The sequence below is a fragment of the Lactobacillus kefiranofaciens genome, assembly GCF_900103655.1.
In the GTDB taxonomy this organism is placed as follows: Bacteria; Bacillota; Bacilli; order Lactobacillales; family Lactobacillaceae; genus Lactobacillus; species Lactobacillus kefiranofaciens.
Genome location: NZ_FMXC01000026.1, coordinates 19041 through 25261, shown reverse-complemented (window position 1 = coordinate 25261; position 6221 = coordinate 19041). Strand labels below are relative to the sequence as shown.

4 protein-coding genes and 3 pseudogenes are annotated in these 6221 nt (G+C 31.4%); 5 read left to right on the top strand and 2 right to left on the bottom strand.

The annotated features are described in order from the left end of the window. A pseudogene (locus BLP58_RS08815) lies at positions 1-192 on the bottom strand (ISLre2 family transposase); the annotation flags it as partial. A gap of 135 nt (positions 193-327) precedes the next feature. Between BLP58_RS08815 and BLP58_RS08810 the strand changes: the two are divergent. The 5 genes and pseudogenes from BLP58_RS08810 to nrdE form a co-directional block, all read left to right on the top strand. Next, positions 328-1112, top strand: a pseudogene (locus BLP58_RS08810) (MetQ/NlpA family ABC transporter substrate-binding protein); the annotation flags it as partial. Positions 1113-1133: 21 nt separating this feature from the next. Continuing rightward, positions 1134-1942, top strand: a pseudogene (locus BLP58_RS08805) (SDR family NAD(P)-dependent oxidoreductase). A gap of 264 nt (positions 1943-2206) precedes the next feature. Then, on the top strand, positions 2207-3214 hold the full coding sequence (nrdF, locus tag BLP58_RS08800) for a class 1b ribonucleoside-diphosphate reductase subunit beta (RefSeq protein ID WP_013855194.1): 1008 nt from the start codon (positions 2207-2209) through the stop codon (positions 3212-3214). Continuing rightward, positions 3195-3620 (top strand): class Ib ribonucleoside-diphosphate reductase assembly flavoprotein NrdI, encoded by a 426-nt coding sequence (nrdI, locus tag BLP58_RS08795; protein WP_005720082.1) that lies wholly within the window; start codon positions 3195-3197, stop codon positions 3618-3620. The genes nrdF and nrdI overlap by 20 nt, the downstream gene beginning before the upstream one ends. Then, positions 3613-5781, top strand: a complete 2169-nt coding sequence (gene nrdE, locus BLP58_RS08790) for a class 1b ribonucleoside-diphosphate reductase subunit alpha (protein WP_013855195.1) — start codon at positions 3613-3615, stop codon at positions 5779-5781. The genes nrdI and nrdE overlap by 8 nt, the downstream gene beginning before the upstream one ends. A gap of 64 nt (positions 5782-5845) precedes the next feature. Here nrdE and BLP58_RS08785 read toward each other — a convergent pair whose 3' ends face one another. Then, positions 5846-6055 carry a bacteriocin immunity protein gene (locus tag BLP58_RS08785; protein WP_477218255.1) on the bottom strand — a complete coding sequence of 70 codons (210 nt, stop codon included), beginning with the start codon at positions 6053-6055 and terminating at the stop codon, positions 5846-5848. Positions 6056-6221 lie beyond the last annotated feature (166 nt).

The following is a 6221-nucleotide window of genomic DNA, read 5'->3' as shown; positions in this document are numbered from 1 at the left end:
TTGATTCTTCTTTTCAATTTGGTAGCCCTGATTCTTCATTGATTCACTTAGCTCTTGATCTACTAGTTCCAAGGCTAAGGACATCAATTCTCTGATCAAATTGAGAAAGAAAAAGGCTATAGCTTTTTCACGCTTAATAATATTAGTTTCAGACTTTATAATTTTGACGATTTCAGTTACAATTAATTCCATAAAAGACCAGCTTCTAATGTGTTTTTTTGCTTAACATCAGACTACTGGTCTTTTTGTTTTGGAGTCAAGTCCTGAAATGGATTTGACTCCTTTTAATTTATATTTAAACGTTACCGCAAACTATTTTACACTTAGACGGTTGGTTCACAGGGATCCGATTATTAGATTTGGCAACATATTGCCAAATCTAAAGATGCCAAAAAATTAGGTTTAAAAATAAAAGTTAAACAGATTACTGATGGGGTTCAATTAAATAAAGCTACAGCTCAGGGGAATGTTGATGTTAATGCATTTCAATCTTGGAGTTATTATTTAGCTTTGGAGTTATTATTTAGCTTTGGAGTTATTATTTAGCTTATAACAAAGAAAATAAGTCTGATAAATTAGCGGCATTAGGTACTACTTATATGGAACCTTTAGGCATTTATTCTAAAAAGTATAAAAAAATAAAGGATATTCCTAATGGTGCAACAATTGCTATTGCTAATAATCCATCACAAGCTGCACGTGGTTTAATTTTGCTACAAAAGGCCGGTTTGATTACATTGAAAAATAATTTTGGTTATTTAGGTACTATTAGTGATATCAAAAATAATCCTAAACATTTAAAATTTAAAGAAATTGATGATACTACTGGTCCACGTGTCATCAATAGTGTTGATGCGGTCTTAATTTCAAATACTGTTGCCTTAGAAGGTCATTTACATGTACTAACTGATTCTATTTTTCATGAAAAAGTTGATCAAAGTACGAAAGACAATATTAATATTCTAGCTACTGCAGCTAAAAATAAAAATAACTCAGTTTATAAGAAATTAGTAAAACTATATCATAAAAAAAATATTCAATCGTATATTAAAAATAAATACTATGGTACAAAAATCGAAGTTAAAAAATCACTATCATACTTTGATAATTAATTTTTATGGAGGGTATTATAAATGACTAAACTTGCAATTGTTACTGGTGCGGGTCAAGGAATTGGAAAAGGGATTGCTGAACGTTTAGTGAAGGATGGATATGCTATTGCTGTAGCAGACATTAACAGTGAAACAGCTACAGAAGTTGCTAATAAGTTACGCAATAAAGGTTATCAGGCTAAGGCCTATTATGTTGATGTAGCCAATCGCAATGAAGTCTTTGCACTTGTCAAACATGCTGTAGCTGATTTAGGTGATTTAGCATTATATGTTAATAATGCTGGGATAGCTTTTATTGATAGCTTTTATTGATAGCTTTTATTGATAGCTTTTATTGATAGCTTTATTGATTCTGACCCTAAACGTGTTGAACGTTTATTTGATGTAAATCTTAAAGGTACATACTGGGGTATTCAAGCTGCAGCTAAGCAATTTAAAAAGCAAGGAAAAGGAGGCAGGATTATTAATGCAGCATCATTGGCTGGATATGAAGCTTCTGCTTTGCAAAGTGCTTATTCTGTTTCAAAATTTGGAATTCGTGGCTTGACTCAAGCTGCGGCCAAAGAATTGGCAGTAGATAAAATTACTGTTAATGCTTATAATTCAGGAATTGTTCGCACAAAAATGCGAGATGCAATTGATAAAAAATTGCAAAAATTAAACATGAAACAATAACGCAGCAACAAGCAAATTGTCTCAAAGAGATAGCGCTTGGTCGTGAAGCAAAACCTAGCGATGTAGCTGAAGTTGTGGCTTGGTTTGCTTCATCAGGTGCTGGGTATGTTACTGGACAATCACTTCAAGTTGATGGTGGAATGAGATTTCATTAAAAAAATATTTAGAATAAATAATCTCTAATAACAATAAAAATAGTTATTAGAGATTTTTTTGTCAAAAAAGCAAAAAATAACACCTACATTATTTTTGGAAGATAAAATAAATTTGAAAATAATTTTGTATTATCAAAACGGCTTAACCACAATATATTGATTATAAATAACCAAAAAATCCACATGTTGTATTATTGAGCAGACGATGCTATAGTATGTTCACACATATATTAGATAAAACAATAAATAATGATAGGAGCAAATATGAGTTATTATGATCATTCACAGTCACCAGTTGAATTTGCTTACAATAACAACGGCAAAAATATGCGAGCTATTAACTGGAATGACATTAAAGATGATAAGGATCTTGAGGTTTGGAACAGAGTTACTCAAAACTTTTGGTTACCTGAAAAAATCCCAGTTTCGAATGATATAAGTTCTTGGAATCAATTATCTGATGACTGGCAACAGCTTATAACTCGCACTTTCACTGGATTGACTTTATTAGATACAACTCAATCAAGTGTGGGTGATGTAGCCCAAATTAAAAATTCACAAACTGATATAGAGCAAGCTATCTATGCAAATTTTGCTTTTATGGTTGCTGTCCATGCAAGATCATATGGAACTATTTTTTCTACTTTATGTACTAGTGAACAAATTGAAGAAGCGCATGAATGGGTAGTTAATAATGATGCTTTACAAGCAAGAGCTAAAGCGGTAATTCCGTATTATACAGGCAATGATCCGCTTAAATCAAAGGTTGCCGCAGCAATTATGCCAGGGTTCCTGCTTTATGGTGGTTTTTATTTACCATTTTATTTAGCTGCAAGAGGTAAATTGCCTAATACTGCTGATATTATTAGATTGATCTTAAGAGATAAGGTTATTCACAATTATTATAGTGGTTACAAATATCAATTGGCCGTAAAGAAATTAGCTCCAGCTAAACAAGCAGAAATGAAAAAATTCGTTTTTGATTTCTTAGATAAACTAATTGATTTGGAAAAGAAATATTTGCACGAGCTTTATGATGATTTTGATTTGGTTGATGATGCAATTCATTTCAGTTTGTATAATGCAGGTAAATTTTTACAAAATTTAGGCTATGATTCTCCTTTTACCGCAGAAGAAACTTATGTTTCTCCAGAAGTATTCGCTCAATTATCAGCTCAAGCTGATGAAAACCATGATTTCTTTTCTGGTAATGGTTCTTCATATGTAATGGGAACAGGAGAGGAGACTAAAGATGATGACTGGGATTTCTAAAAAGCCATTAGTTGTCTATTATTCTTCCACTTCAAATAATACAGCACGCTTTGTAGAAAAGTTAGATTGTAATTCTATTAGGATTCCTATTAAACTCAGTAAAGAAATTTCAGTTTCTGAAGAATATATTTTAATTACGCCAACTTATTCTGGTGGCCATGGGACTACAGGTGCTGTGCCTAAGCAAGTTATCCACTTTTTGAACAAATTGGCTAATCGGCAAAAATGTATTGGTGTTATTGCTAGTGGAAATACCAATTTTGGTAATTCTTTTGCCTTGGCAGGGGATGTAATTTCTAAGAAATTACATGTTCCTTATCTATATAAATTTGAGTTACTGGGAACAACTGAAGATGTAAATAATGTTAATAAAATAATTGCTGATGCAGGTGAAGACAATGACTGATAATCTTAATAATGATTCATATATTTCTTTAAATGCACTTACTAAATTTAAAGATGAAAAAGGAAATTATAATTTTAAAGCTGACAAGGAAGCTACTAAGCAATATCTTGAAAATCATATTGAACCAAGAATGAAAAAGTTTGCTTCTTTAGAAGAAAAATTAGCTTATTTAGTTGATAATAATTACTATGATAAAAAAGTTCTAGATTTATATACAGCTAAATTTATTAAAGAAATTTTCAAATTAGCTTATGCACAAAATTTTAGCTTTTTGAACTTTATGGGTGCAGCTAAATTCTATAAAGCATATGCCTTAAAAACAAACGATAATAAACAATTTTTAGAACGTTTTGAAGATCGGGCTGTTATGAATGCTTTATTTTTAGCTGATGGCAATGAAGAACTGGCCTTGAATTTAGTTAAAGATATTATTAGTAATCGTTTCCAGCCAGCAACTCCGACTTTCTTGAATGCAGGTAAAAAGAGACGCGGTGAATATATTTCATGTTATTTGCTCAGAGTTGAAGACAATATGGAATCAATTTCACGAGCAATAAGCACAAGTCTGCAATTATCTAAACGTGGTGGTGGTGTTGCTCTATGCTTAACTAATTTGCGTGAATTAGGTGCACCTATTAAAAAAATGAAGAATTTATCTAGTGGGATAATTCCTGTAATGAAATTACTAGAAGATTCATTTTCTTATGCCAATCAATTAGGGCAAAGACAAGGTGCCGGTGCAGTTTATTTAAGTGCCCATCATCCCCAGATTATGCAATTTTTAGATACTAAACGAGAAAACGCTGACGAAAAGGTAAGAATTAAATCTTTATCACTTGGCGTAGTGATTCCAGATATTACTTTTGAACTAGCCAAAGAAAATAAAAAGATGGCTTTGTTTTCACCATATGATATTAAACGTGAATATGGTAAACCAATGTCAGATATTTCAATTACTAAAGAATACCAAAATCTCCTTAATAATCCATGTATTAAAAAGACATTTATCAGTGCTAGAAAATTCTTCCAAACTATTGCTGAAGTTCAATTTGAATCAGGGTATCCTTATATTATGTATGAAGATACTGTCAATCGAAGAAACCCACAAAAGAAATTGGGGCGGATCGTGATGTCTAATTTATGTTCAGAAATTGCTCAGGTTAATACGCCAAGTACCTATAATGAAGACTTAAGTTTTAATAAGACGGGCTACGATGTTTGTTGTAATTTAGGATCACTTAATATTGCAGCAGCAATGAATAGCGCTGACAAGTTAGGTGGTTTGGTTTCTGATAGTGTTCAAGCGCTTAATCGTGTTGCCAGGTCTTCAGATTTAGATTGTGCTCCTTCAATTGAAAAGGGAAATAAAGCTAATCGAGCAATCGGTCTAGGAGCAATGAATTTACATGGCTTTTTAGCAACTAATCATATTTATTATGATTCACCAGAAGCAGTTGAATTTACAGGAATTTTCTTTTATACAATTGCATACCATGCATTTAAAGAATCAAATAAATTAGCTGAAAAGTATGGTGCTTTTAAAGGATTCAAAGATTCATCATATGCTAGTGGTGATTATTTCAAAAAATTTATTGATGAGGAAGTCTCACCGAAAACAGACAAGATTAAAGAAATTGTAGCTAAATATAAATTAGTTATTCCAACTAAAGAAGATTGGGAAGAATTGATTACTAAAATTAAAAAGACAGGTATAGCTAATGCTAACTTATTAGCAGTTGCACCTACTGGATCAATTAGTTATTTATCTTCATGTACACCAAGTTTGCAGCCAGTAGTAGCTCCTGTTGAAACACGCAAAGAGGCTGATTTGGGTCGAATTTATGTACCAGCTTATAAGATTAATAAAGACAATTATGAGTATTACGAAAAGGGTGCATATGAAGTAGGACCTAATGCTATTATTGATATTACAGCTGCTGCACAAAAGTATGTTGATCAATCAATTTCGTTAACTTTATTTGTTGAAGATAATGCAACAACAAGAGATTTAAATAAGGCTTATATTTATGCCTTTAAAAAGCGATGCAACTCAATTTATTATGTTAGAATAAGAGAAAAAGTTTTAGCTGGTAGTGAGAACTTGACTGCAGACGAATGTTTAATTCAAAATGGTGCAGAATGCCAGAAATGTATGATTTAGTTTAATAATAGAAAAGCAGCTAAAGTGTTTACTTTAGCTGCTTTTTTTATATGAGTAGGAAAAATTATTCTTGTTTAAATTGCTTAATATCATTAAGCGGGCTGGTATAAACATAATTTAAGTTAACATATTGTGACCTTTTTTGAAGTTCTTTTAATATTTTTTGTTGCTGATTAGTTAAAGATAAATGTTTGAATGCAATTTGCGATTGAATATACATGACTAGTTTGCTCGTATAAGCCAAAGGATGATCACCTTTTTCAGACTTTCGCATAACTAAGCCTGCGGCATCTCTAATTGTCTTATATTTGTTTATATTTAATTCATTATACATATCATCGAAAAAAGCTGCGATAAAATTGTCCTAGAAAAACATGAAACTGTCAAATCTTTTGTGTAAATAGATCTTTCTCATAGATTGATTTTTTATTCTTTATTTA